The 26,146-nt window shown below is 58.0% G+C and carries 22 protein-coding genes; 14 read left to right on the top strand and 8 right to left on the bottom strand.

What is annotated here, in order from left to right; translation table 11 throughout:
* Positions 1 to 9 precede the first annotated feature (9 nt).
* A complete protein-coding gene (locus tag KI614_RS06570) occupies positions 10 to 468 on the bottom strand; it encodes a (2Fe-2S)-binding protein (RefSeq protein WP_226408702.1) in 459 nt (152 codons plus the stop codon).
* A gap of 215 nt (positions 469 to 683) precedes the next feature.
* Between KI614_RS06570 and KI614_RS06575 the strand changes: the two genes are divergently transcribed.
* Both KI614_RS06575 and KI614_RS06580 read left to right on the top strand, forming a co-directional pair.
* Complete coding sequence (locus KI614_RS06575) at positions 684 to 1,655, top strand: AraC family transcriptional regulator (RefSeq protein WP_203466248.1); 972 nt, start codon at positions 684 to 686, stop codon at positions 1,653 to 1,655.
* Positions 1,656 to 1,758: 103 nt separating this feature from the next.
* Positions 1,759 to 2,235 carry a VF530 family DNA-binding protein gene (locus KI614_RS06580; protein WP_203466249.1) on the top strand — a complete coding sequence of 159 codons (477 nt, stop codon included), beginning with the start codon at positions 1,759 to 1,761 and terminating at the stop codon, positions 2,233 to 2,235.
* Between the two features lie 60 nt (positions 2,236 to 2,295).
* Here KI614_RS06580 and recJ read toward each other — a convergent pair whose 3' ends face one another.
* Positions 2,296 to 3,984, bottom strand: a complete 1,689-nt coding sequence (recJ, locus tag KI614_RS06585) for a single-stranded-DNA-specific exonuclease RecJ (protein WP_226408703.1) — start codon at positions 3,982 to 3,984, stop codon at positions 2,296 to 2,298.
* Entirely contained in the window at positions 3,981 to 5,018 is a 1,038-nt protein-coding gene (locus KI614_RS06590; RefSeq protein WP_226408704.1) for a hypothetical protein, read from the bottom strand. The genes recJ and KI614_RS06590 overlap by 4 nt, the downstream gene beginning before the upstream one ends.
* A gap of 75 nt (positions 5,019 to 5,093) precedes the next feature.
* Between KI614_RS06590 and KI614_RS06595 the strand changes: the two genes are divergently transcribed.
* The 4 genes from KI614_RS06595 to KI614_RS06610 all read left to right on the top strand — a co-directional run bounded on the left by KI614_RS06595 (position 5,094) and on the right by KI614_RS06610 (position 11,204).
* Complete coding sequence (locus KI614_RS06595) at positions 5,094 to 6,341, top strand: lipoprotein-releasing ABC transporter permease subunit (RefSeq protein ID WP_203469342.1); 1,248 nt, start codon at positions 5,094 to 5,096, stop codon at positions 6,339 to 6,341.
* Positions 6,334 to 7,014, top strand: coding sequence for a lipoprotein-releasing ABC transporter ATP-binding protein LolD (gene lolD, locus KI614_RS06600; protein ID WP_226408705.1), 681 nt, complete (start codon positions 6,334 to 6,336; stop codon positions 7,012 to 7,014). Before KI614_RS06595 ends, lolD begins: the two co-directional genes overlap by 8 nt.
* A gap of 37 nt (positions 7,015 to 7,051) precedes the next feature.
* On the top strand, positions 7,052 to 9,067 hold the full coding sequence (locus tag KI614_RS06605; RefSeq protein ID WP_226408706.1) for a methyl-accepting chemotaxis protein: 2,016 nt from the start codon (positions 7,052 to 7,054) through the stop codon (positions 9,065 to 9,067).
* A gap of 121 nt (positions 9,068 to 9,188) precedes the next feature.
* Complete coding sequence (locus tag KI614_RS06610) at positions 9,189 to 11,204, top strand: methyl-accepting chemotaxis protein (RefSeq protein ID WP_226408707.1); 2,016 nt, start codon at positions 9,189 to 9,191, stop codon at positions 11,202 to 11,204.
* Here KI614_RS06610 and KI614_RS06615 read toward each other — a convergent pair.
* Positions 11,194 to 11,727, bottom strand: coding sequence for a DUF2062 domain-containing protein (locus tag KI614_RS06615; RefSeq protein ID WP_226408708.1), 534 nt, complete (start codon positions 11,725 to 11,727; stop codon positions 11,194 to 11,196). The two genes, KI614_RS06610 and KI614_RS06615, sit on opposite strands and share 11 nt — an antisense overlap.
* 354 nt (positions 11,728 to 12,081) lie before the next feature.
* Between KI614_RS06615 and KI614_RS06620 the strand changes: the two genes are divergently transcribed.
* The 5 genes from KI614_RS06620 to KI614_RS06640 are packed head-to-tail and all read left to right on the top strand — an operon-like array spanning position 12,082 to position 19,166.
* Positions 12,082 to 12,831 (top strand): PhnD/SsuA/transferrin family substrate-binding protein, encoded by a 750-nt coding sequence (locus KI614_RS06620; RefSeq protein ID WP_413464181.1) that lies wholly within the window; start codon positions 12,082 to 12,084, stop codon positions 12,829 to 12,831.
* Positions 12,832 to 12,833: 2 nt separating this feature from the next.
* Positions 12,834 to 15,125, top strand: a complete 2,292-nt coding sequence (locus KI614_RS06625) for a PAS domain-containing hybrid sensor histidine kinase/response regulator (RefSeq protein ID WP_226408709.1) — start codon at positions 12,834 to 12,836, stop codon at positions 15,123 to 15,125.
* A gap of 57 nt (positions 15,126 to 15,182) precedes the next feature.
* Positions 15,183 to 17,504: a DNA internalization-related competence protein ComEC/Rec2 gene (locus KI614_RS06630; protein ID WP_226408710.1), complete on the top strand. Its 2,322-nt coding sequence runs from the start codon at positions 15,183 to 15,185 to the stop codon at positions 17,502 to 17,504.
* Between the two features lie 37 nt (positions 17,505 to 17,541).
* Positions 17,542 to 18,396, top strand: a complete 855-nt coding sequence (locus KI614_RS06635) for an alpha/beta fold hydrolase (RefSeq protein ID WP_226408712.1) — start codon at positions 17,542 to 17,544, stop codon at positions 18,394 to 18,396.
* Positions 18,393 to 19,166 carry an alpha/beta fold hydrolase gene (locus tag KI614_RS06640; protein ID WP_226408714.1) on the top strand — a complete coding sequence of 258 codons (774 nt, stop codon included), beginning with the start codon at positions 18,393 to 18,395 and terminating at the stop codon, positions 19,164 to 19,166. The genes KI614_RS06635 and KI614_RS06640 overlap by 4 nt, the downstream gene beginning before the upstream one ends.
* Here KI614_RS06640 and KI614_RS06645 read toward each other — a convergent pair.
* Positions 19,100 to 19,879: a zinc-dependent peptidase gene (locus tag KI614_RS06645; protein WP_226408716.1), complete on the bottom strand. Its 780-nt coding sequence runs from the start codon at positions 19,877 to 19,879 to the stop codon at positions 19,100 to 19,102. The genes KI614_RS06640 and KI614_RS06645 overlap by 67 nt on opposite strands.
* The gene (locus KI614_RS06650; RefSeq protein ID WP_226408718.1) at positions 19,879 to 20,763 is read right to left on the bottom strand and encodes a DMT family transporter; all 885 of its coding nucleotides are present in this window, start codon (positions 20,761 to 20,763) and stop codon (positions 19,879 to 19,881) included. Before KI614_RS06650 ends, KI614_RS06645 begins: the two co-directional genes overlap by 1 nt.
* Positions 20,764 to 20,869: 106 nt before the next feature.
* Here KI614_RS06650 and KI614_RS06655 point away from each other — a divergent pair, with 106 nt between their 5' ends.
* Positions 20,870 to 23,092: a RelA/SpoT family protein gene (locus tag KI614_RS06655; protein ID WP_226408720.1), complete on the top strand. Its 2,223-nt coding sequence runs from the start codon at positions 20,870 to 20,872 to the stop codon at positions 23,090 to 23,092.
* 3 nt (positions 23,093 to 23,095) lie between these two features.
* Here KI614_RS06655 and KI614_RS06660 read toward each other — a convergent pair whose 3' ends face one another.
* Both KI614_RS06660 and KI614_RS06665 read right to left on the bottom strand, forming a co-directional pair.
* The gene (locus tag KI614_RS06660; RefSeq protein WP_226408722.1) at positions 23,096 to 23,401 is read right to left on the bottom strand and encodes a hypothetical protein; all 306 of its coding nucleotides are present in this window, start codon (positions 23,399 to 23,401) and stop codon (positions 23,096 to 23,098) included.
* 3 nt (positions 23,402 to 23,404) lie between these two features.
* Positions 23,405 to 24,013 carry a cytochrome c oxidase subunit 3 family protein gene (locus KI614_RS06665; RefSeq protein ID WP_226408724.1) on the bottom strand — a complete coding sequence of 203 codons (609 nt, stop codon included), beginning with the start codon at positions 24,011 to 24,013 and terminating at the stop codon, positions 23,405 to 23,407.
* A gap of 201 nt (positions 24,014 to 24,214) precedes the next feature.
* On the opposite strand from KI614_RS06665, the gene KI614_RS06670 reads away from it, so the two are divergent.
* Together KI614_RS06670 and KI614_RS06675 are read left to right on the top strand one after the other, a co-directional pair.
* Positions 24,215 to 24,625, top strand: coding sequence for a bacteriohemerythrin (locus tag KI614_RS06670; protein ID WP_226408726.1), 411 nt, complete (start codon positions 24,215 to 24,217; stop codon positions 24,623 to 24,625).
* A gap of 103 nt (positions 24,626 to 24,728) precedes the next feature.
* Complete coding sequence (locus KI614_RS06675) at positions 24,729 to 26,066, top strand: DEAD/DEAH box helicase (RefSeq protein WP_226408728.1); 1,338 nt, start codon at positions 24,729 to 24,731, stop codon at positions 26,064 to 26,066.
* Positions 26,067 to 26,146: the final 80 nt, after the last annotated feature.

Genomic DNA, 26,146 nt, shown 5'->3' on the forward strand with positions numbered 1-26,146 from the left:
GGATGTTCCTCAAGCCAAGGATTTGGCGGCATCGTGGATGGCGCTGCGGATGCGGACATAGGTGGCACAACGACACAAATTGCCCGACATGGCGGCATCGATGTCGGCATCGCTCGGGTTCTTGTTGCCGGCCAGCAAGGCCACGGCGCTCATGATCTGACCTGACTGGCAGTATCCGCACTGCACCACATCCAGCTTGCGCCAGGCTTCTTGTACCGCTTGGCCGATCTTGCCGGAATCTACATTTTCGATAGTGGTTACCTTGCGCCCGACCGCCGCTGAAACCGGTAGCACGCACGAGCGGGTGGGAGCGCCGTCGAGATGTACCGTACAGGCGCCGCACAGTGCCTGGCCACAGCCATACTTGGTGCCGGTCAGTTGCAGGGTGTCGCGCAGGGCCCAGAGTAGCGGGGTGTCTGGATCGACATCGATGTTCACCTCTTTGCCGTTGATATTGAGTTTGATCATCTGCGGGGTCCTCTTCGGGTTGGCTGGCCGGCATCGATGGTTGCCGGGCGGGTCATTGTGCTGGGGCCTAGTGTCAGGCAGTCGTGGCTCTGGCCGATAACATAAAAATTCGGATTTATTGCCTAATAATCCAGAAGTTTCTGGAACCGGCTCGCGTAATGAGGTCTAAGCGGCTAACCTGCAGACCCGGATTTGTCCGCCAGAAAGAACATCCAATGGATCAGTCGATTGTGACGCCGAGCGCGTTTGAAAGTTTCAACAGCACCTCAATGACGACCTTTTCAGCGCAACGCAGCGAGATGGTCGAGTTGATCGAACGTCACTGTGCCGCGGTCGACCGGCAGGAAACGGCCATTCCCGGCCTGGTGCTGTTCCGTGGCTGTGTTGCCGACAAGCAGACTTGTGCCGTGGTCAACTCGGCGTTTGCGATGATTGCCCAGGGTGCCAAACGTATCCTGGTGGGCGATCAGGTCCATGACTACGACACACGGCACTACATGATTGCCTCGGTCGAATTGCCGGTCTCATCACGCGTCACCATCGCCAGTCCGACCGAGCCTTACCTTGGCCTGGCAATCAGCATCGATCCGCTTAAAATCGCCGAACTGGTTACCAGCATCCCCAAAAACGGGCCTAAAAACATGGTCGACCGCGGCTTTGGGGTCGGCACTCTGGATGCCGACATCCAGGGGGCGGCATTGCGCTTGCTGCGTTTGCTGGATACGCCGGACGATATTCCGGTACTTGCGCCGATGATCGAGCGGGAGTTGCTTTATCGCCTGCTGACCGGTCAGCTCGGTTCCTTGCTGCAACAGGCTGTGACCGTCGGCAGCCATAGCCAGCAAATTGTCAGGGCCATCGACTGGCTCAAGAATAACCTGGCAAAAACAGTCACCATCGACTACCTGGCCGATCTGGCCAACATGAGTAAATCGTCGCTGCATCACCACTTCAGGGCGCTGACTTCGATGACGCCGGTGCAGTATCAAAAGCAGTTGCGCCTGCATGAAGCGCGCCGCCTGATGCTCAGCGACCGGCATGATGCGGCCAGTGCCGCGCATCGCGTCGGTTACGAAAGTCCCTCGCAATTCAGTCGGGAATACCGTCGCTTGTTTGGCTATCCACCAGGGCGCGATGTCGCCCAGTTAATGGCGGCCGGCACATCGGTCGATGGTGTTTCAGGATAAGGGCAGATTCGTTTGATTAAACGTCAGCCTGCGTGCTGCGCTGATTTTGTGCATGCTTCGGCAGGTATAATGAGAAATTGCTACTTTCAGGCGTTTGCCATCCATGAATACTGATGTGAATTATCAAAATAACCCTTTGCATGGCGTTAGTTTGAAATCATTGCTGACCGAAATTGTGAATTATTACGGCTTTAAAATTCTATATGCCTATTTGAATATCAATTGTTTCAACAGCAATCCCAGTATTGAATCCAGCGTCAAGTTTCTCAAGAAAACCGATTGGGCGCGCGAGAAAGTCGAAGCTTTTTATTTGTATCAATTCAAGGGCTTGCCGCGTGCCTCCGACGAGCAATTTGAATTGCCACCGAGAGATCGGGTTATTCCCCCGGATCAAGTACCGGGTGCTCCCGCCGAATTGAGTCTGGAAGATGCCGAGCGACTCAAGGAGAAGCGTGCCCGAAAGGCTGCCCTGCACGATTCGGATGCGCCGCGTGAACGGCGATTCAACAACCGGGAGTCGAATTCTCCACGGCCATCAACGACCGGCGATGCCGATCCATGGGCCAAGTGGAGAAAGTGAATCGTTGTTTTCCGGTATTAAAAATCGATTCTCGGCGATCGATTTTTTAGCCGGGTATATTCATTCCAGATATTCGATCATCAACTGCGGTGATTCGACACCCATGTATTCATTGATCGACAGGCGATAAGCCGCACGGGTCCGGCTGCCGGGCTGGGTGCTGAAATTGAACTGGATGGCATCAAGCTTGGCGTTGCCTTTGCGCAAACGCAATTTGAGATGCTTTTCCTTGAGTACGCGCTGTTGCTCGACATCAAACTCATCGACGAACAGCGGTGCAGGGAAGCCCTGGCCCCACACCTCATTTTCGAGCAGCCGGGCTGTTTCCAGCGAGATGTAGCTCCCTTCGAGTGCGCCATCGGTTTCCAGCGTGCGGGTCAGGTCGGCCGGATCGAGTAGTTCGCCGGCGATTTCGGCGAAAAGCTGGGCGAAGCGTTCGAAATTTTCTTCGCGCAAGGTCGCGCCGGCTGCCATTGCGTGGCCACCAAAACGGAGCAGGATGCCGGGGGCACGCTTGGCGACCAGGTCGAGCGCGTCGCGCAGGTGCAAGCCGGGAATCGAGCGGCCGGAACCCTTGACGATGCCACCTTCGCTGCGCGCAAAAGCGAACACCGGGCGATGCAGTTTTTCCTTGATGCGCGAGGCGAGGATACCGACGACACCTTCATGCCATTCCGGCTCGAAGAGCGCGATGCCGGCCGCCGGGTTGTCCATGTCCATGGCTTCGAGCAAGATCAGCGCCTGATCCTGCATGCCGGCTTCGATTTCGCGCCGGGTGCGGTTCAGGGTGTCGAGTTCCTGGGCGATCTGCATGGCTCGTCCGGCATCGTTGGTGATCAGGCATTCGATACCGAGACGCATGTCGGCCAGCCGGCCGGCAGCATTCAGGCGTGGCCCGATCAGGAAACCGAGGTCGAAGGCCGAGGCGCGTTTCGGATCGCGGCTGCTGGCCTTGAACAAGGCAGCAAGGCCGGGTTGCAGGCGACCGGCACGCATGCGCTTGAGGCCTTGGCTGACCAGGATGCGATTGTTGCGGTCGAGCTTGACGACGTCGGCCACGGTACCGAGGGCGACGAGGTCGAGCAGGTCGGCAAAATTGGGTTCCGGACGGTCGCTGAAAAAACCGCGCTCGCGCAATTCGGCGCGCAGGGCGAGGGCGACGTAGAACATGACGCCAACGCCGGCGATGCATTTGGACGGAAATTCGCAGCCCGGCTGGTTGGGATTGACGATGCAATCCGCTTCCGGCAGCGTCGCGGCGGGCAGGTGATGGTCGGTGATCAGCGTGGCGATGCCAAGTTCCCTGGCGCGGTCGACGCCTTCTAGGCTGGCAATTCCGTTGTCGACGGTGATGATCAGGTCAGGTGATTGTTCGGCCGCCAGATCGACGATTTCCGGCGACAGGCCGTAGCCGAACTTGAAACGGTCGGGCACCAGAAAATTCACGTCGGCCCCCAGCGCCTTGAGCGCCCGCATGCCGACGGCGGTGGCCGTCGCGCCATCGCAGTCGTAGTCGCCGATAATCAACATTCGGGCTTCGGCCTCGATGGCATCGGCCAGGATGTGAGCCGCCTGATCGGTGTTGGTCAGCACTGCCGGCGGGATCAGCGATTTCAGTTCGTAGTCGAGTTCAGCCTTGTCGGTCACGCCGCGCGCGGCATAAAGACGGGCGAGCAATGGATGCAGGCCTTGCTGTTCGAGTTGCCAGACCGTGCGTGGTGCGCTGTTGCGAGTAACGATGCGGGTCAAGACGATTTCTCTCCAGCCAGTTGTTCGGCAATCTGCCTTGGCGAGCGGCCCTTGCGCCAGAATTTCCAGCGGTCGCCGGCGCTGAGCTGATATTCAAGCTGGCCGTAAACGGTCGGGGCGATCAGGGTCAGCGTTTCAATTTTTCGGCCGAGTTGCTTGCGCAGCGGGGCAAACCAGTTTTGCTCAAGCGCTTCGCTGGATCGCCGCCAGCCATTGCTGTCTTCATAAAGAACAGGAGGCTGCAATGAGTCAAGCACAACCAGTGGTGACGAGTCAGTCGGGTGCTCGGCGAGCAAGGCATCGAGACCGGCCGGGCAGGCTTGCGGGCTGAGGCCGCTGGCCAGTGACAGGCCGATGGCCAGTGGGTTGTCGGTGCAGACGGTATCGAAAGGCGAATGGCCGAGGGTTGGCAGGCTGCCGGTTCCCCACAGCCACAGACTGTTGACTGCCGGCTTGCCTTGATTCTGACGGGCTTCGTTGACCGGGTGACCGTGCAGGAACATCTGGACTTCATTCAGCCAGCGGGTGAGCGGCGAGTTTTTACCGGATAGTTCGCCATCGACACGACGACCGGCCACGGCGGAAATCGGCTTGACGGCATGGTCGACCGCGCTGTTCAGGCGCAGATACCAGCGGCGTGAGGTGGCGACATGAAACTGGCCGATATCGGCAAACTCGCTGTTGAGCGAGGCGACAAGGGCTTGCGCTTCGGCGTCGTCGAGGTCGAATGCGCCGGCATCGGCCAGAATGATGCGTTCCTGGTGAAAGCGCAGATGAACCGGGTCAGCGCACAGCCAGCAGCCATCCTGTACCGGTTGGCCGGATTTTTCGCCCAGCAGGCGTAGCGGTGCGAAAGCGTCGAGGCCGGGCTTGAACAGATTGCTCAGTGCCAGTTCGAAGGGCTGGCGTGCCTGCCGGGAAAAACGGGCGCGCGCTTCAAGCCAGGAAAGGCCGTCGGTCGGCTTTTCTCCCAGGGCGATTTGGTCGGCTGGCTCGGGCCAGATCAGTTCAGGAACAAGCAGGGTGAGACGCACGGATCGCGGGGCCAGACAGGGTGGGGAGAACGGATGAGTGTACCATAGCGCCTTTTGATGACCGGCCTACCACGCATGGCTTTGCCCTATGAATTGATGATCGGCTTGCGCTACACCCGCGCCAAACGCCGAAACCACTTTATCTCGTTTATCTCGCTGATTTCGATGCTCGGCATCGGGCTCGGTGTGGCGGCGCTGATCGTCGTGCTATCGGTGATGAATGGCTTCCAGAAAGAGCTGCGCACGCGCATTCTCGGTGTCGCTTCGCACATTCAGATTACCGGCGTGACCGGCGAGTTGAGCGACTGGTCGTCGATTGCCGCACAGGCCGCCAAACACCCCGAAGTGCGGGCGACGGCGCCTTTTGTCCAGTCGCAGGCGATGTTTACGGTCGATGGCGGCGTCAAGGGATCGCTCGTTCGCGGCATTCTGCCCGACCAGGAAGATCGTGTCGCCGATTTTCGTCAGACGATCAAAAGCGGCAGCCTGGACGATCTGCGTCCGGGTGAGTTCGGGGTCGTGCTTGGTGCGGACCTGGCCCGGGCCTTGCGCGTCTTTACCGGCGACAAGGTGACGCTGATCGCGCCGCAGGGCACGGTGACGCCAGCCGGCGTCGTGCCGCGCCTGAAGTCGTTCAAGGTGGTCGGTATTTTCGAAGTCGGCATGTTCGAGTACGACAGTGGCCTGGCGCTGATTCACCTGCAGGATGCGCAGAAGCTTTACCAGATGGATGATCGCGTCACCGGCGTGCGGCTCAAGGTGGACGATCTCTTTCAGGCACCGCGCATTGCACGGGAACTTGTACGTTATATCGATGCCGATGCTTATTTGCACGACTGGACAAAAAGCCACGCCAATTTCTTCCGTGCGGTACAAATTGAGAAAAATATGATGTTTATCATATTGTCGTTGATTGTTGCGGTGGCAGCATTTAATCTGGTGTCGACGCTGGTTATGGCGGTGACCGACAAACAGGCTGATATTGCAATTTTGCGCACACTCGGTGCCCGGCCTTTGTCGATCATGGCGGTCTTTGTCGTACAAGGAGCGCTGGTCGGTTTTATTGGTCTGGGCATGGGCGTGTTGGGCGGCGTGGCTCTGGCACTCAATATCGATGTGGTCGTTCCCTTCATAGAAAGAATTCTCGGCGTGCATTTCCTCTCGAAAGAGGTTTATTACATTTCCGATCTGCCATCCGACCTGCAATGGGGCGATGTCTGGGGTGTCACCTTGATCGCCTTTGTGCTGGCCTTGCTGGCCACACTTTACCCGAGCTGGCGTGCTTCACGGGTTAATCCGGCAGAGGCGTTGCGCTATGAGTGATCTGATTCTTGATGCTGCCGGGTTGGGCAAGGTCTTTCGCGGCAATGGCCTGGATGTTGCGGTACTGAGTGCAGTCGATCTAAGGATTCAACCGGGTGAAACTGTCGCCATCGTAGGTGCTTCGGGGTCGGGCAAAAGTACCTTGTTGCATCTGCTGGGAGGGCTGGATTCTCCTTCCAGCGGGCATGTCCGGCTGATGGGTCGTGATTTTTCATCACTCGGCGAGGTAGACCGCGGCGATTGGCGCAATCGGCATCTTGGGTTTGTCTATCAGTTTCACCACCTGTTACCGGAGTTTTCGGCCCAGGAAAATGTCGCCATGCCACTCCTGATTCGCCGTGTCGAGCGTCAGGAAGCTCTCGAGAAAGCGACAGAAATGCTGGTTGCCGTCGGCCTTGGCCATCGCCTTGAGCACCGTCCGGGCGAATTGTCCGGCGGCGAGCGTCAACGGGCGGCGATTGCCCGTGCGCTGGTCAGCGAACCTTCCTGTCTGTTGGCTGACGAACCGACAGGTAATCTGGATCGCCAGACGGCGAATGCTGTTTTTGACTTATTGCTGGAGCGGGTTCAGTCCCAGAATGCCAGTCTGATCATGGTGACGCATGATCGGCAATTGGCTGAACGAGCCGGGCAAGTGTTACATTTGAATGACGGTATATTGACCAGGCAATAAGTCTGGAAATCATGACAACCATTTGATCGAGAAACCAATGAGAACCATTTTCCTGCCAGCGATTCGCTTGATGAATGCGATCCGTTATCCCAGTAAATTTCTTTTGCTGGGGGCGGCCGTATCGATTGTGATCGTGATGCTGCTGCTTTTTGCATTCAAAACCCTGAGCAGGGATATCGTTTTTGCCGAGCATCAGTTGCAGGGCGTCCAGATGCTCAAGCCGCTCAATCGCTCGGCCCAGTATCTCCAGCAACATCGTGGCCTGTCGGCCGGATTGCTGGGGGGCAACGAAGGCATGCGCGACAAGCGTGCTGCCAAGGAAAAGGAAGTCGGCGATGCCATTACGGCGACAGAAAACCTGCTGCTCCCCGTACTGCGTCAGGGAGCGGGCTGGAAAAAGATTCGTGCCGACTGGGAAAGTTTGCGAGCACAGGGTCTTACCTGGAGCGTGCCGGACAACATCAAGGCGCACAATGCCTTGATCGACCAGATGCTGCTGTTCATGGTCGAAACGGCGGATGCGACTGAAATGACGCTGGACCCGGCGATGGATACCTTCTACATGATGGATACCGTCGTGGTCAAAATGCCGGCCATGCTTGAACGGCTGGGCCAAACCCGGGCGCGCGGTACCGGCGTGCTGGCCAAGAAGGAAATTTCCCAGCAAATGAAAATCGACATTGCCAGTACCCTGGCTGAAATGTCGAATACGCTGCGAGCCCAGAATATCAATCTCGACAAGGTCATGCATTTTGCGCCGGCCCTTTCCGCCTCCCTTTCGGGGCCGGGTAAGGAGTTCTCGGATAATGTCGGCAAGGTTTTTTCGCTGGTTCGTGAAGACATCCTGACCGAACGCTTCCAGACTCCGGCGCAGGACTATTTCACACTAACGACCGGCATTATCGATTCGGGCTACAAAACGATGTTCGATGTGCTGATTGTCGAGTTCGAACGTCAGATCAATACCCGCAAGAATGAGGCTGAGCGTACTCTTTCCCTGATGCTGCTGCTGTCTCTCGGGGTGCTTCTGGCTGTCATCTACCTGGCTGTCGGGATGTATTACTCGGTGGTCGGCAGCGTTGGTGTTTTCTCCCAGGGAGCCAAGCGTCTGGCGGAAGGCGACCTGACCGCGCGCTTTGCGACCGAAGGTAATGATGAGTTGCATGCGGCTGGCGAGGATTTCAACGCCATGGCCCTGGCTTTCCGCAATTTGCTGGGGAATATCCAGCAGGAAGCCATTCAGTTGCGCCAATCTGCCGAACAGCTTTCACTTTCCAGTGCCCAGATTTCAGCCAGCGCCAGTGCCCAGAGTGATTCAGCATCGAGCATGGCGGCTTCGGTCGAAGAAATGACCGTCGGTGTCGATCACATTGCCAAAAATGCCCAGGATGCCCAATCCTCTTCTCGCCAATCTGACGCAGTCGCTGCCGATGGCGGTGCGATTGTTCAAGGGGTGGTCGATGAAATCCAGGGGATTGCCGAAACAGTCAATGATTCTGCGATGGCAGTTGAAGCGCTCGGCAAGCAGTCCGAGCAGATTTCTGCCATTGTCGGGACCATCAAGGAGATTGCCGACCAGACCAATCTGCTGGCCTTGAATGCCGCCATTGAGGCCGCTCGCGCCGGGGAATCCGGGCGTGGCTTTGCGGTGGTCGCTGATGAAGTTCGCAAACTGGCCGAGCGCACCGCGCACTCAACCCAGGAAATTGCCGGAATGATCGGTGCCATCCAGTCTGGAACCGGAGTGGCCGTCAGCAGCATGAAGCGCGGTGTCGGTCGCGTCGCCAGCGGTGTTGAGAAAGCGCAGCAGGCAGGTGAGGCAATTCTCAAGGTTCAGCAGCAATCGCGCGAAGTGGTTGAGTCGGTCGCCGAAATTTCTGTCGCCTTGCGCGAGCAGGCTGCCGCCAGTACTGAAATTGCCCAGAATGTCGAGCGAATTGCCCAAATGGCAGAAGAAAACGATGCGGCATCGGGGGTTAATGCTGCGACCGCAGGACGTTTGCTGCAACTGGCCGAAACACTGAGTAGCCAGGTGGCACGTTTCCGCACTTGATTTGATTGGAATTGACTTAGATCAAGGCGGCCATGGGCCGCCTTTTTTACTTGAGTGTTGTCGTGTTTTGCAGGTAAAGTCCGGCTATTGTTAAATTTAATATTTTTTCGGAGCCGAGATCATGAAATCCCTGTTCAGCCCGGCCGTTGCGCTGATGAATCGTCTTCGTTATTCAAGCAAATTCCTGTTGCTTGGCGTGGCGGTTTCCTGTGTCATTGTGACGCTGCTGTTGACGGTCTTTGTGACATTGAACCGGGATATCGAAACTGCCCGTCAGGAAATCACCGGTTTGCAGATGCTGAAACCGATGAACAAGATGGTGCAGTTCATGCAGCAGCATCGCGGCTTGTCTTCGGGCGTACTGAATGGCAACGAGGCGATGAAGGAAAAGCGTGCCGCCAAGGAAAAAGATGTCGCTGAGGCCGTGCTTGCAACCGATACCGGCTTGTCGCCCACCTTGCGTCAGATGCCAGCCTGGAAAGCCATTCGCGATGACTGGGAAGCTGTTCGTAGCCAGGGCTTGAGCTGGACCCCTGCCGAAAATATCAAGCGCCATTCCCAGATGATCGACAAGGCGCTGGTTTTCATGGTCGAAGTGGCCGATGAGACCCAACTGACGCTTGATCCGGCCATGGATACCTATTACTTCATGGATACCGTGGTCACCAAGATGCCTGCCATGCTTGAGCCATTGGGGATTACGCGTGCACGTGGTACCGGTATCCTGACCAAGAAGGAGTTGACCGGGCAGCAGCGGGTCGATGTGGCTTCGCTGGTGGCTCAGATGGCCAGCACGCTGCGGGCTCAGAACAACAACCTGCAAAAGGTCATGCGCATGGCACCGGCGCTTCAGCCGTCCCTGAGCGGCCCGGCAAAAGAGTTTTCGGATGGCGCCGAGAAGGTGTTTGCGCTGGTGCGTGACGATATTCTGGGCGAGAAATTTGCCACTCCGCCGCAGGAATACTTTGCGCTAACGACCCAGGTCATCGATCTGGGCTACAAGGTGATGTATGAGGTGCTGATTCCCCAGTTCGAGAAGCAGTTGAACGAGCGGGTCAACGAGTCGCGCCGGATTCTGTGGTTGAACGCCTTGGCGGCCTTGATCGTCATGCTTGTCGTGGCTTACCTCTCGATCGGTACCTATTATTCAGTCATCAACAGCGTCAATGTTTTCTCGCAAGGTGCACGCCGGCTGGCGGATGGCGACCTGACCATCCATTTTGAAACGGCAGGGCAGGATGAGTTGCATGCTGCCGGGGTTGATTTCAACGATATGGCGGCGGCCTTCCGTCAATTGCTCGGACGTATCCAGAGCGATGTCCAGCAGTTGCGCGGTGCTGCCGAACAGCTGGCGACATCGAGCCAGGAAATTTCGACCAGTACCGGTGCGCAGAGTGATTCGGCTTCGAGCATGGCGGCTTCGGTCGAGGAAATGACGGTCGGGGTCGATCATATTGCGAGGAATGCGCAGGATGCACAGAGCTATTCGCGTGAATCCGACGAAGTGGCCGCCAATGGCAGCCGCATTGTGCAAAATGTCGTGAACGAGATTCAGGGAATTGCCTCGACCGTCAATCAGTCTGCGGCTGCAGTCGAGGCGCTTGGGCAGCAGTCTGACCAGATTTCGGCCATTGTCGGGACCATCAAGGAAATTGCCGACCAAACCAATCTGCTGGCCTTGAATGCGGCGATTGAGGCGGCACGGGCTGGCGAATCGGGGCGTGGCTTTGCGGTCGTGGCTGATGAAGTCCGCAAGTTGGCGGAACGGACGGCCAAGTCGACCCAGGAAATTGCCGGCATGATCGGTTCGATTCAGTCCGGTACGGCAACGGCTGTGAGTAGCATGAAGCAGGGGGTCGAGCGCGTGGCCACCGGTGTGGAGCAGGCTCAACTGGCCGGTGATGCAATCGAAAAGGTTCAGCAGCAGGCTCGCCAGGTGGTTGATTCAGTTTCTGAAATTACCGTTGCCTTGCGCGAGCAGGCCAGTGCCAGCACCGAAATTGCTCAGAACGTCGAACGAATTGCCCAGATGGCGGAAGAAAATAACGCGGCCGCTTGTGGCAATGCCAATACAGCGACCAAGTTGCGCGAACTGGCGGAAACCTTGAGTAAAGAGGTCGCCCGCTTCAGGACTTGATCCTGCGGCGTTGCCTGGCGCGTATCAGGTAGATGCGCCAGGCTGCATGCGTCATCAGGTAGCCCATAATTGCCAAGCTGCAGGCCAGGATGAAAAGTCCGACGCCGAGCGGCTTGGCTGCTTCCAGCATCCAGGACTGCATTGCTGCGGTCCACGCCACGAAATCAGCCGGATTCAGCACCGGCGGCGCGACGAATCCCGATTGATCGCCGAGCAGCAAACGCCCCATCTGGTAAGCCACGATATACAGCGGAACAATGGTCAGCGGGTTGGTGTACAGCGTGACCAGCATGGCTAGCGGCAGGTTGACCCGGAATATCAAGGCACAAATCGCGGCGCCGATCATCTGCAAAGGGCCAGGAATCAATCCACAAAAAAGACCGGCAGCCACAGCTCCGGCGGCCGAATGGCGATTCAAGTGCCATAACCGCGGGTGCAGCAGCGAAGACGCAAATGGTTTCAGCCAGGGATTGCGACGAATGCTGTCGTGATCCGGCAGATATTTCTTGATGGTGCGGCGCATGAGCGCATTATTACAGCAGATGGGGGAATAATCGTCTTTGCAGATCGGTGTATCGCGAATCGATCGCCTTGTGCCGATGCCGGATAGTTTATGGTTGTATGACGAGAGTCTTGTCTTTATAGTCTGTGAAACAATGTGCGGGCAATGATTCCTGTCTGCGGTTCAAGCCAGCACTGTATAAGGGGTCGAAAAATCTTTGTCTTGATGCCTTTTCTTCCGGTTGCCCGTTATTTTCGGTGCAGGTTTCGCCGAACGTATCCTTTGCTTTTGCTGTTTTTGTCGATTTTTTTCGGCCAGCCTGTTGCTGCGGTCGACTCACCGCCAACAACCCAAAAAACTCGCGTACTGCGATTCGTGACCTACGCCGCCGAGCGTCCAAGCGAGGAGTTGCGCAAGATCGAACCTTTTCAGCGGCATGTTGAAGCGGTTCTGAATGCCAAAGGATTCAATCTCAGGATTGAATTGCGGATTTTTTCCACCTACACCGAAGCGCAGGAAGCCCTGTACAGCGGCAACTTTGATTTTGCCCGCATCGGACCGGCCAATTACGTACTTGCCAGGGAACGCAAGGCACCGGTTCGTTTGTTGGTGATGGAAAGCCATCAGGGAGATACGTTTTTTGAAGGGGCGATATTTACCCGGAGCGATTCCGGTCTGACCTCGCTGGCCGATATCAAGGGCAAGCGTTTCGCCTTTGGCGAGCAGACGTCGACGACCGGGACGTATCTGGCTCAGGCGGCACTGGTTCAGGCCGGGATCAAGGCGAGCGATCTGAGTGGTTTCGAATACCTGGGGCGCCATGACAAGGTTGCGCTTGCCGTTGCCGCAGGTACCTTCGATGTGGGCGCGACGAACGAGCGGACCATTGAAAAATACGCCAGTCGCGGATTGAAAAAGCTCAAGACATTTGTCACGCCGACCCAAGCCTGGGTCGTCAATGAAAGGCTGGACGGGCGTTTGGCCGATGCAATGCGCACAGCGCTGTTGCATGTCGATCAGGATGCCTTGAAATACATCGATCGCGATGGTTTCCTGCCTGGGCGGGAAAGCTATTTCGATGAGTTGCGCAAGGCGATGCGTCTTTCCCGACAGTTCGGAGGCTGACCATGATCAAGCTTTCCACCCGAATCATTACCGGCATGATCCTGGCGCTTACGCTGGTCTTGTTGCCGATGGCTTGGTATTCGGTACAAAAGGAAAGCGGTGAGTTGCGTGACATCATGCGCAACCAGGGGGAGGCTGTTGCCCGGTCGCTGGCTGCATTTGTCATTGAACCGATGGTTGCCCTTGACTATCCCGCGCTGGAGTACGCCCTGGAAACGATGGGGCGGGCAACGGAGCAAATCCAGTACGTCGAGGTTCGCCAGAAAGACAAAGTCCTGGCCCATTACGGTGAGCGTCAGGCCAAGGGTGAAATATTCATCGTGCCAATTGAAATGCCCGGTTTGCACGATGCGCCAAAGCGTTATTTCGGTGAGCTTGAACTGGTCTATTCGCCCGAGCATTTCGAGCATATCGTCAATAACCGGGTTGATGACCTGATCATTTCTTCCTTGGTCATTTTTGTCATCCTGGCCCTGAGTTTACGTTTTGTTGTCTCGCGCCTGGTAACGCGACGACTGGCCACATTGAGCAAGCTGACCAACCGGATCATTGCCGAAGAATTGCGCGAGCAGGTCGCGCCCGGAACTGCTTCGCCAGTCTATGGCGATGAACTGGATCTTCTGCGCGAACGTTTCATGACCATGCTGGATGGTATTCATGCCCGAGACCGGGCACGCGATGAAGCCGAACAAACGCTGCGCCAGTTGATGGTTGCCGTCGAGCAAAGTCCGGTCGGTATTTTGATGACCAATGTCCAGGGGGGAATCGAGTATGTCAATTCCGCCTTTACACAAGTCAGCGGCTATACCTTCGATGAAGTACGCGGACAAAATCCCCGTGTCCTCAAGTCAGGCATGACTCCACCCGAGGTTTATGCCGATCTTTGGGAAACCCTGCTGGCCGGCAAGGTCTGGAAAGGTGAGTTCACCAATCGGCGCAAGAACGGCGAACTGTTCGCCGAGTTTTGCCTGATTTCTCCAGTACGCGGGGCGGACGGCCAGATCAGTCACTACATGGCGACAAAAGAAGACATTACCGAGAAACGCGAGAATGCTCGCGAACTGGATCGTTATCGCAACCATCTTGAGGCCTTGGTTGACGAGCGGACCACCCAGCTTGAAGAGGCCCGTGCCGTGGCTGTCGAGGCCAGTCAGGCGAAGAGCGTTTTCCTGGCCAACATGAGTCATGAAATTCGCACGCCGATGAATGCCATCATGGGCATGTTGCACCTGATGCGGCGCGACACCATCGATGTCCAGCAGCATGTCCGCCTTGATCGGATTGATGCTGCCGCACGCCATCTGTTGAGCGTGATCAACGATATCCTCGATCTTTCAAAAATCGAGGCCGGCAAGCTGACGCTGGAGGAAACCCGCTTGCATCTGCCGACCTTGATGGATAACACCGTGGCGATGCTGGCTGAACGGGCCGCTGACAAAGGGCTGGCACTGACACTGATGCCGGTGCGCTATGACGCAGATCTGCTGGGCGACCCGACGCGTGTGATGCAGGGACTGATCAATTTTGCCGGAAATGCCATCAAATTTACCGAGCGGGGATCGGTGATCCTGAGTTGTGACGTCATCGAAGAAAGTGCTGTCGATGTCCTGCTGCGCCTGAATGTCAGCGATACCGGCATAGGCATAGCGCCGGAGGTGCTTGGCCGCTTGTTCAATGCTTTCGAGCAGGCGGATGGTTCGACCACCCGCAAATTTGGCGGTACCGGTCTGGGTCTGTCGATTACACGGAGCCTGGCCCAGTTGATGGGCGGGCAGGTCGGTGTTGAAAGTATTCCGGGGCAAGGCAGCACTTTCTGGTTCACTGCTCGCCTGCGCAAGGCTGGACAGCACTTGCAGGCCGAGCCGGTTGCGGAGGAAACGCCACCGGACGAAGCCATTCGTCGTGATTTTTCCGGATTGCCGGTGTTGATCGTCGATGACGAGATGATTAACCGGGAGATCGCCGGAGAATTTCTCGCCGAAACGGGGTTGACCGTGGAATTTGCCGAAAACGGCCTGCAGGCGGTCGAGCTTTGTCGAACCCATGATTACGCGCTGGTGTTCATGGACATGCAGATGCCGGTGATGGATGGCCTGACTGCCACAGCGCAGATTCGTCGCCTGCCGAATGGCCTGACGTTGCCTATCCTGGCAATGACGGCAAATGCCTTCGCCGAAGATCGTGAAGTCTGTCTGGCTGCCGGGATGACGGATTTCATTCCCAAGCCGATCGACCCGGAGCGCATGTTTGCAACGGTTTATCGCTCCCTGCTCAAGGTTCGATCGACTGGCTAGTTCGGATCTGCCGACAAAATATCCGGACAAAGCAGCATGTCTGGATATTATATTGTCATGCGCTGTTCAATCCTTGCCTTTGCCTTCGGGGTGCTGTGCCTGCAAATGCAACCTGCTTTGCTGCACTGGATGCCTGCCTGCTTGGCAGCCGTTCCCGCACTGCCTTATCTCTGGACAAAGTCGGCAATAGCGTACCGGATTGCTGCGATTTTCCTGTGCTTTGCCATCGGTTTCGGCTGGGCAGCATGGTCGGCTGGGCAGCGCTTGCAGGACGAGTTGGCCACCGAGCTGGAGGGGCAGGATATCCAGGTGCTTGGTGTCGTTGCCGAATTGCCACAAGGCTTTGGGCGCGGTTCGCGTTTTGAATTTGTCGTTGAAAAGACGTTGACCGTGGCATCCGGTGTGCCGCGGCGCATCATGTTGTCGTGGTTTCAGATGAACGATGCGGAGGGCGCCGCCGGTTTGCCGGCGATTCACCCCGGGGAGCGCTGGCGCCTGACGGTTCGTTTGAAAAGGCCGCACGGCAACGCCAATCCCGGTGGCTTCGATTACGAAGCCTGGCTGCTTGAGCGCAACATCCGGGCGACCGGTTATGTCAGGCATAGTCCGGCGGCCGAGCGGCTGGATGCGCTGGTCTGGCAACCGGCGTATCTGGTCGAACTGCTGCGCGACAAGGCCCGGCAGCGTCTCGTTGAAATGCTGCCGGCGACCAGCCATCCCTGGGCTGGCATTCTCGTCGCACTGACTATTGGCGATCAGCGGGCGATCAACGGCGATCTGTGGGCAACCTTCAACCGGACAGGTACGACGCATTTGATGAGTATTTCCGGTTTGCATGTCACGATGGTCGCGGCCTTGTTCGGCTGGCTTGTTTCAACACTCTGGCGGCGAATTCCCGCGCTTACCTTGCGCCTGCCGGCTCAAAAGGCCGGCCTTCTGGCTGCCTGCCTGGCGGCTTTCATCTATACCTTGCTGGCTGGTTTTGCCGTGCCGGCACAGCGTACTTTCTACATGCTGCTGGTTGCTGCGCTGGCGATGTTTTCGGGGCGTCTCGTCGCGCCGAGCCGGACGCTGTGCCTGGCTTTGCTGGTCGTTCTGTCGCTTGATCCGTGGGCGATTCTGGCCGCCGGCTTCTGGTTGTCATTCAGCGCGGTCGGCGTCCTGCTTTATGTTGGATCGGCCGGCATTGGCCGGGCTGTCGGCTGGCAGCAGCATCTGGCGGCCTGGAGTCTGGTTCAGTGGGCCGCCACGCTGGCCTCGTTGCCGGTGTTGCTTCTGGTCTTTCAGCAATTTTCATTGATTTCGCCGCTCGCCAATGCGCTGGCCATTCCCGTGGTCAGTTTTATCGTGACGCCGCTGGCCTTGCTCGGGGCGGTATTGCCCTGGCCGCCGATATTGGCCCTGGCCCATGCCGTGTTCGATGTGTTGATGGTTTTTCTGGAGTGGTGTGCCCTTTGGCCGGTCTGGCAAGCACCTGCGCCGCCGCTTTGGGTTGCTTTGGTCGCCGGGCTGGGTGTGCTGGTCATTCTGCTGCCGCGTGGCGTACCCGGTCGCTTGATTGGCCTGGCATTGCTGATGCCGGCAATATTCTGGCCAACGCTCAAACCTCAGCCCGGAGAGGTGTGGGTCAGCGTACTTGACGTCGGGCAGGGCTTGGCCAGCGTGGTGCGTACCCGTCACCATACCTTGATTTATGATCCCGGCCCGCTGTACAGCGCCGAATCGGATGCCGGGCAGCGCGTTGTGGTGCCGTATCTGCGCTGGCTCGGCATCGATCGTGTCGATACCCTGGTGGTGACGCATCGTGACAGCGATCATTCCGGCGGTTCGGCTTCCGTCCAGTCGGCCATCAAGGTCGATCAACTGCTTTCGTCGGTCAGCCATTCAGGCGGCGAGCGTTGTCTCGATGGCCAGCACTGGACCTGGGATGGCGTTTATTTCGAGGTGCTTCATCCGACATTGCAGGATTACGCGGTCAACGGCAAAGCCAACCATATTTCCTGTGTATTGCGGATCAGCAGCGGTGGGCATCGCCTGCTCCTGACCTCGGATATCGAAGCGCCGGACGAGGCCGCGCTGCTCGCCCGTTATCCTGCCGACCTGCAGGCCGATGTCCTGCTTGTCCCGCACCATGGTTCACGGACCTCTTCGACGCCGCCGTTCATTGCTGCCGTTGGTGCCCGTCATGCGGTGATTCCGGTCGGCTATCGGAATCGCTTCGGGCATCCGAAGGAAGAGGTGGTCGGGCGCTACGAAGCGGCGGCTGTCGAGCTTTGGCGGACAGATCGTGATGGCGCCGTGCACATTGCACTGGCTCAGGACGGTGTGGCGGTATCGGGCTGGCGACAGCAGCATCAACGTTACTGGCATGGCCGATGAGCGTAGCGTGATGATAAAGTCAGGGACAGGAGGCAATATGCAATTCACTCAACGCAGCGTGCAATGCATCAGCCCGTCCGGTTTGCACCGGATGGCTTATACCGAATGGGGCGAACGCGATAATCCCCGCGTGTTGCTTTGCGTTCATGGTTTGACGCGCAATGCGCGCGATTTCGACCGGCTGGCCGAAGCCATGTCCAGCCATTACCGGGTGATTTGTCCGGATGTTGTCGGGCGTGGTCGCAGCGGTCGTTTGCGCAATCCGGCCGGTTACGGCATTCCGCAGTACGCGGCCGACATGGTGACGCTGATTGCACGACTCAATGTCGAGACGGTCGATTGGGTCGGTACCTCGATGGGCGGCTTGATCGGCATGGCGCTGGCCAGCCAGGAAGGCTCGCCAATCCGAAAACTGCTGCTCAACGATGTCGGGCCGGTGATTACCGTCGAGTCGCTCAAGCGGATTGGCAGCTATGTCGGCACTGATCCCACCTGGGCGGGTTTCGACGAAGCGCTGGCTTTTGTCAAAGCGATCAGCGCGCCGTTTGGGGCGCTGAGCGAGGCCCAGTGGTACGCATTGACCGAAAGCAGTGTCGCGCAGCGGGCTGACGGGCGCTGGGGCTTTGTCTACGATCCGCAGATCGCCGCACCGTTCAAGGCTGCTTTTGGCGATCAGGATATCGATCTATGGCCGGTCTACGAGCAAATCGTTTGTCCAACGCTGGTCTTGCGTGGCGCCGACTCCGATTTGTTAACGCGCGAAACCTGGCAGGCGATGGGATTGCGCGGTCCACGGGCCAGACTGGCCGAAATTCAAGGGGTCGGCCATGCGCCGATGTTCATGACGGAAGAGCAGATTTCGATTGCTCGCGACTTTTTACTCAGCGTATGAAACATATTGTTGTTGATGGCTTGAAGCTGGAATACCGTGATTTTCCGGCGCAGGATGCAGCTTTGCCAACCTTGATGCTGCTGCATGAAGGTCTGGGTTGTGTAGCGATGTGGCGTGATTTTCCCGAGAAACTGGCGAAGGCAACGGGTTGTCGCGTCATCGTCTGGTCGCGGGCCGGCTACGGGGGTTCCGAGCCTTATGCCGAAGCGCGTCAGTGGCGCTACATGCACCACGAAGGCGAGAAGGCTTTACCGGCCTTGCTGGCGGCGCTCAATATCGAGCGACCGGTCCTGGTTGGCCACAGCGATGGCGGCAGCATCGCGCTGATTTTTGCCGGTGCCTTCCCGGAACAGCCGCTCGGTATTGCCGTCATGGCGCCGCATGAATTTGTCGAAGTGGAAACCCTGGCCGGGATTTCGGCCGCAAAAACCACGTGGACCGCGACAGACTGGCCGAACAAGCTGGCGCGTTATCACGCCGATGCGCCGCGTGTCTTCAGTGATTGGAACGATACCTGGCTGTCGCCGGCGTTTCGTGACTGGAACATCGAAGCGTATCTGCCGCGCATTGCCTGCCCGGTACTGGCCATTCAGGGTTACGACGACGAGTATGCAACGATGCGCCAGATTGACGTGATCGCCGAGCAGGTGGCAGGTGCCGAATTGCTCAAGCTGGAAAACTGCGGCCATTCGCCGCAGCGCGATCAGGAGGCGGCGGTGCTGGCCGCACTGGCCGCTTTTGTCCGCCGGCTGAGCGGGTCCTGCCGGTAGTAGCTTTTGAGCAAGGCGTAAAGTGCCGGATATTCGCGGTCAACAACCTCGGGAAGCTCAAAAAAGCTTTCCGACATGACCGCGAAAAACTCGGCCGGCTCTTCGCTGGCGTAGGGGTCGATGATCGTCTCTTCGTCGTTCTCGACGCGCCGGCAGAAATCCTCGTAGGCTGCAAAAAAGGTTTCTTCCCACTGCCCGGCGGTCAAGCCGGAGTGCAGCGCCGGCATGCCGTCCGGCTCGCCGTTCAGCATGTCGAGCTTGTGGGCAAACTCGTGAATCACGACGTTGTAGCCGTTGCCCGCCAGCTGGACATCGTGCCAGGAAACAACCAGTGGTCCGCCGATCCAGGCTTCTCCGGAGAGGATGTCGTCGTATTCATGCACGATGCCACCCTCGTCGGCAATCTGGCGTGGCACGACGAATTCATCGGGATAGACGATGATGCCGACCCAGTCGTGGTAAGCCCCGAGGCCGAGTTTGAGAATCGGCAGGCAGCCTTGTGCTGCAATTGAAACGCAGATCTCGTCGCTCAAGACCAGGCCGCCGGCCGTGCTGAATTCTTTTTCGGCGAGAAAGGCTTCGGCGAGCATTTTTAACTGTTTTTGCTCGTCGACCGCAAGATCGGCCAGAAAAGGGTGGGCTGCCAGGGTAGCGGCCCAGAGGCTTTCCGGAATCTTCTGTCGGCGCTGGCGAAACCAGTCGAACAGGCCCATTATTTTTTCATCGTCAGCCAGATACCGCTGAAAATCAGGCCGATTCCCAGGTAGTGGTACCAGTGCGGTATCTCGCCGAGGAAAACGGCCGAGAGCAGGGTGCCGAAAACCGGCATCAGGTGGATGAACAGGCTGGCCTTGTTGGCGCCGACTTCGGCCACGCCGCGGTTGTAGAAAATATAACCAAGGAAACTCGGAAAAATGCCGACGTAAGCCAGTGAGGCGAGTGAAGCGAGGTGAACGTTGATGTGTCGGCCACTGGCTATTTCCCAGAGGTAGGCCGGGCACAGGGCAAGCAGCCCGACACTGGTCATCGCGGCAAGCATCAGCATCGGATGAACGCCCGACGGACGCCAGGCCAGGCCGACGGTGTAAATCGCCCAGACCAGCACGGCACCAAGCATCCAGACGTCGCCGACATTGAGGTTGAGGTGTGCGAGAACCTGCAGATCACCGCGCGCCACAATCGTCAGCGCACCGCACAGTGAAATCATCACGCCCAGCCCTTCGAGTCGGCCCAGGTGTTTGCCGAGAAAGGCCCAGGAAATGGCGATGGTGGCAATCGGAATGAAAGAATTGAGCAGCACCGCATTGGTCGCCCCGGTGTATTGCAAGGCAATGTAGGCAAAGGTGTTGTAGCAGCCGACACCGAGCAGGCCGAGCGTGACGACCGGTTTCCAGCCTTTTTTGAGCAGTGGCCACTGTGCTTTGAAATGCGGCAAGGCCAGCGGCAGGACCAGCATCAGGGCGATGGCCCAGCGCCAGAAGGCCAGGGCCATGGGCGGGACGTCGGCACGAATGCCGCGGCCGAGGACCATGTTGCCGGACCAGAATAAAGTGGTCAGGACAAGCAGGGTGTAGGGATTGGTGAGCAGTTTGGGCATGGTCGCCGGATTATGCCTGAAGCTGCCGGCCGGGCAGAAGTCAGTTGTGTCGCCAAATTGCTGATCTGCATTGGTCCTGAGCGGAACGGACATATAATGCCGGCCTATGGTTTCCGTCGTTCACTCCGTCGCTGCCCAGAGCGACTTCGATCAGTTTCTCGCCACCCTTTCGGAAGGTCTGGCTGCCGACGATGCAGCGCGCCTGAAGCGGGCGGTCGAGTACGCCTGGGAAGCTTATGGTGACAAGAAACTGGGGAGCGGCGAACGTATCTGGTCGCACGCCCTCGGCATGTCGGTCATCATTGCCGGCTTGCGGATGGATGTCGAATCGCGCATCGCGGCCATCATGTTCGCCATACCGTCGCATGACGAGCATGGCATTGCCCGGATCGAGGAGCATTTCGGCAAGCCGGCTGCGCATCTGGTCAATGGCATTTCGCGCCTGAATCGGTTGCGGCCGATCACCAAAGGCTTCGTGGCGGCCAATATCGAAGCCGGTGAAGCGAATCCGGCCGAGATGAAGGCGCAGGTCGAAGTGCTGCGCAAGATGCTGCTGGCGATGGTCGAGGACATTCGCGTCGTGCTGCTGCGTCTGGCCAGCCGGACGCAGACCCTGCGCTTTTACGCGGCCAATCCGGACGACCTGCGCATTCAGGTAGCACGGGAAACGCTGGAGCTCTATTCGCCGCTGGCCAACCGCCTCGGGGTCTGGGAACTGAAGTGGGAACTGGAGGATTTGTCCTTCCGCTTCATCCACCCGGAGACCTACAAGAAAATCGCCAAGATGCTCGACGAGAAGCGCTCGGAACGCGAGCAATTCATCGTCGATGCGGTCGCCAGGGTGCGCAGCGAGCTGGAAGCGGCCGGTGTAAAAAAGGCCGAAATTTACGGTCGACCGAAGCATATCTACAGCATCTGGAACAAGATGCGGAAGAAGGGCGTCGAGTTCTCCGAGGTGTACGACGTGCGCGCCTTGCGCATCATCGTCGATGATCTGAAGGATTGTTATACCGCGCTCGGCATTGCGCATAACCTGTGGTCGCCGATTTCCAAGGAGTTCGACGATTACATCTCGAATCCCAAGGGCAACTACTATCGCTCGCTGCACACGGCGGTGCGTTGTCCGGACGGGCGCAGCCTGGAAATCCAGATTCGTACCTGGGAAATGCACAAGCATGCCGAACTCGGTGTGGCGGCCCACTGGCGTTACAAGGAAGGCAGCAAGCGGACTTCCGAGGATGATTACGACGAGAAAATCGCCTGGTTGCGTCAATTGCTGACCTGGAAGGAAGAGGTCGCCGATAGTTCCGACTGGGTCAATCACTACAAGCAGGCGGCGCTCGACGAAACGCTCTACGTGATTACGCCGCAGGGCAAGGTGGTTGATCTGCCGCAAGGCTCTACGCCGGTCGACTTCGCTTACCGGGTTCATACCGATCTCGGCCATCGTTGCCGCGGCGCCAAGGTCAATGGTCATCTGGTGCCGCTCAACACGGCACTCGAAACCGGGCAGCAGGTCGAGATCGTGACCACCAAGCAAGGCGGTCCGTCACGCGACTGGCTCAATCCGACGCTTGGTTACATCCACACCAAGAGCGCCCGGGTCAAGGTACGCAGCTGGTTCTCGAACCTGGCGCTGGAGGAAACACTGGCGGAAGGGCGCAGCCTGATCGCCAAGGAGTTGCAGCGGGCCGGGCAGACCAGTGCAAATATCGAGGAACTGTCGCACAAGCTTGGTTTTTCCAAGGCCGACGACCTGTATATCGCTGCGGCACGGGGCGACCTGAATCAGCGTCAGTTCCAGTCGGTTGCCCGGGGCGGCGATCTGCTGGCCGAAACCCTGTTGCCGGACGAGGTCCAGACCAAGCCGAGCAAACCGGTCGAAGGCAACCAGGGCATCCTGATCGTTGGTGTCGACAAATTGCTGACCCAGCTGGCGCGTTGCTGCAAACCGGCCCCGCCGGACGAAATCCAGGGCTTCATTACGCGCGGCAAGGGCATTTCGATTCACCGGATGGATTGTTCCAATTTTGCCAACCTGGCGGCACTGCATCCTGAGCGGGTCATCGAAACCGACTGGGGCGTCCAGACGACCGGCGTCTTTGCGACCGATATCGTGGTCGATGCCCACGATCGTCAGGGTTTGCTGCGCGATATTTCGGAAGTCTTCACGCGCGAAAAGCTCAATGTGATCGGGGTCAACACCCAGTCCAAGCAGGGCAAGGCCCACATGAGCTTCACCGTTGAAGTGACCAACCTGCGCCAGATGCAACGCACGCTGGCCTTGATTCATGAAGTCGAAGGGGTGGTCGGCGTCCGCCGGGCCTGAGTTCTACAAACTCGCCCAGCGGGCAAACTGAGCGCCGAAAAATCCGGTCAGGATCAGGGCGGCAGGCGCAAAGGCGATGAAAATGGCCAGCACCCGTGCGATGAACGGGTGTGCCAGCCTGGACTCGATGAAGCGATGCGCCACCAGCATGCCCTTGAACCAGACGATTGCGGCAACCAGCAAGGGAAGCCAGGGGGCACCGTGAAACCATTGGCCCAGCCCGAGGCTGAGCACGGTCAGCAGGCACAAAACCAACCATGCCTCGGTCAGCGGGCGCAGTGAAGTGTTCGGTGTCGGATGATTGTCCATGGGTCAGGCCAGCACGTAAAAGAACGGGAAAATAATCAGCCAGATAATGTCGGTTGCGTGCCAGTAACTGGCCAGCGCTTCAAGTCCGACGTGGTCTTCGACCGTGTAGCCGCCGACCAGATGGCGGGCCAGCACCCAGATGATGCCAAGAATTCCCCAGGTGGCATGGACCAGATGATTGAAGGTCAGGTAGTAATACACCGTGAAAAAGATGCCTGACTCGCCATTGATGCCGTGCGCCAGGTTCCACTGAATTTCCTGGTATTTGGCAACCGGGTAGCCGAGGGCGACGATCAGGCCGGCGATCAGCCAGTATAGCGATGCCTTGCGGCGGCCGGCGCGCATCGTTGTGACCGAGCAGGCAATGAAGAAACTGCTGGTGACCATGAGCAGCGTAATGACCGTGCCGGACACTCGGGAAAGGCGGTCGGCACCTTGTTGGAATGCTTCGGGAAAGTGCGAGCGGGCAACGAAGTACACGATGAACAGGACGGCAAACTCGACAAATTCACAGGTGATACCGACCCAGATCCCCTTGTTGCCGGGAATCCGGCCGGCCGCAGGGGCGGGGGGTATTTCCGGTATCGTATCGAGCGTCGCTTCAGAGGACATGGGGCGTCACAATGGGTCTTCGAAAAGGGATAGTCTGGCAGGCAGAGAAAGAAAATACTGCCGCATGGATCAAACATTCTGAAAATGGATTTTCTGGCCCGTCGACCGCAGCACATGCTGAAAATGGCTTATTCGTAATAAACTGATAAAAATAATTGAGTTCACCTTTGTTGGTCGGTTCCCGCATTCAAGGAGTTCGCAATGTCCGCCGTCGCACCCGCTTTTCTGCCTGAAGCACTGCATATCGATATTCCGGAAATCGACAATCAGCACGCTGCGCTGTTTGCCCGCCTGGCTAATCTGAAGGCGCTGTGCATCGCAGCGAATGCCTTGCCGGTCGTCGAGGCCGAAGCTTTGATGCTGGCCTTGCGCCAACACTGTGCCACCGAGGAGCGTCTGGCGACTGCCGCCGGGCTGGATTTTTCGCTCCATGCCGTGAAGCATGGAAAAATGCTGAAGAGCATTGCCAAGACGTTGGCCGATGTACAGGCCGGGAAAATGGATGTGTTCAGCCTGATCCGCTTCGTCGAATACTGGTTCGAGCGCCATATTTCGGAAGAGGACAAGAATCTTGGCCGGCACCTGCAGCAAGCGCAGGCTGCCCAGCAGTAAACGGTGTATTACTGAACAATCCGGATCGAGCACCGGATATCGGCTCGCGACAGGGTAAACTCTGCCCATTCCGTTTTTTGCCCTTGCCGGCCAGCCCATTCCCATGACTTTTGCTTCACTCGGTCTGATCGACCCGCTTCTCCATACGCTCGAAAGACTCGACTACAAAACGCCGACACCGGTTCAGGCCCAGGCCATCCCGGCGGTGCTTGCCGGCCGCGACTTGATGGCCGCAGCCCAGACCGGGACGGGTAAAACCGCTGGTTTTGCGCTGCCGTTATTGCATCGTCTAGTCAGCGAAGGTCCGCCGGTCAATGCCAATTCCGTGCGCGTTCTGGTGCTCGTGCCGACCCGCGAACTGGCCGAACAGGTTCATGCCAGTTTCCGCGAATATGGCGAAGGCTTGCCGCTGCGGACTTACGCGGTCTACGGTGGGGTCAGCATCAATCCGCAGATGATGGCGTTGCGGCGCGGGGTCGATGTGCTGGTCGCGACGCCGGGTCGTCTGCTTGACCTGCATCGCCAGAATGCCGTGAAATTTACCCAGGTGCAGGCCTTGGTGCTGGATGAAGCCGACCGCATGCTCGATCTCGGTTTTGCCAATGAATTGAACGCCGTGTTCGCCGGCTTGCCGAAGCGCCGTCAGACGCTGCTGTTCTCGGCAACCTTTTCGGACGAAATCCGGGCAATGGCTGCCAAGCTGCTCGACAAGCCATTGAGCATCGAAGTCAGCCCGCGCAACACGACGGTCAAGAGCGTCAAGCAATGGGTTGTCCCGGTCGACAAGAAACGCAAGAGCGAATTGTTCTGCCATCTGCTCAAGAAAAGGCGTTGGGGGCAGGTGCTGGTTTTCGTCAAGACCCGCAAGGGCGTTGAGCAACTGGTTGAAACCCTGATGGCGATGAAGATCAGTGCCGACTCGATTCACGGCGACAAACCACAAGCCAGTCGCCAGCGCGCGCTGGACAGTTTCAAGGTCGGTGAAGTGAAGATTCTCGTTGCAACCGATGTGGCGGCCCGAGGGCTGGATATCGACGACTTGCCGCAGGTGGTCAATTTCGATCTGCCGATCGTTGCCGAAGACTATATTCATCGCATTGGCCGGACCGGTCGGGCCGGTGCCAGCGGCGAGGCAATTTCACTGGTCTGTGCCGATGAGGTCAATCTGCTGTCGGCGATCGAAACCCTGACCAAGCAGACGCTGGTGCGTCATGAAGAGCCGGGGTTTGAACCGGATCACCGTGTTCCGATGACCAATGGTGCCGGTCAGGTGCTGAAAAAACCCAAAAAACCGAAAGTGCCCAAAGCTTCCGGCAAAGGCGTGCCAAGCAACTGGGTTGGTTTTGACGATCAGCCAGCCGGGCGGGGGCGTCGTGGCCAGGCCAGGAATGCAGCCGCACCCGCCGGGCGCAAACCTGCGGCCAAACCGCGCGGACGTTGATTGTCGATGAAATGAAAAATGCGGCTTTCAGGCCTAATGCCGTTCACTTAGGTGAGCGGCATTTTTCATTTTGGGGCTTG

This window comes from Dechloromonas denitrificans (assembly GCF_020510665.1).
Classification (GTDB): domain Bacteria; phylum Pseudomonadota; class Gammaproteobacteria; order Burkholderiales; family Rhodocyclaceae; genus Azonexus; species Azonexus denitrificans_B.